Here is a 274-nt window from a genome sequence, read left to right as displayed (position 1 = left end):
ATCGAATGATGAAACGTCAATAGTTCTACTTGCAATTCCACATGCATCAGATGAACCACCATCCACATCAGCAGCAGTGATTGACACGTTTCCAGTAGCATCAAGCTGTACGGTAATGTTCTGGCATACCGCTGTTGGCGCTACAGTGTCTTCCACGGTTACCACTGCGGTACAAGTAGAAACGTTTCCGTTATTATCGGTTACTGTAAATACTACATTGTTCGTTCCTATGTTAGAGCAATCGAATGATGAAACATCAATAGTTGTACTTGCA

Annotated in this window: 1 protein-coding gene; it reads right to left on the bottom strand. The window is 42.3% G+C overall.

Annotated elements, in window-relative coordinates; genetic code table 11:
• A partial coding sequence (locus AEQU1_RS09320) for a hypothetical protein (RefSeq protein WP_220092316.1) occupies window positions 1-274 on the bottom strand: 274 nt, incomplete at both ends.

The organism is Aequorivita sp. CIP111184, assembly GCF_900489465.1.
In the GTDB taxonomy this organism is placed as follows: domain Bacteria; phylum Bacteroidota; class Bacteroidia; order Flavobacteriales; family Flavobacteriaceae; genus Aequorivita.
The sequence above is the reverse complement of the archived record's forward strand: the minus strand, read 5'-3'. Positions and strand labels throughout refer to the sequence as shown.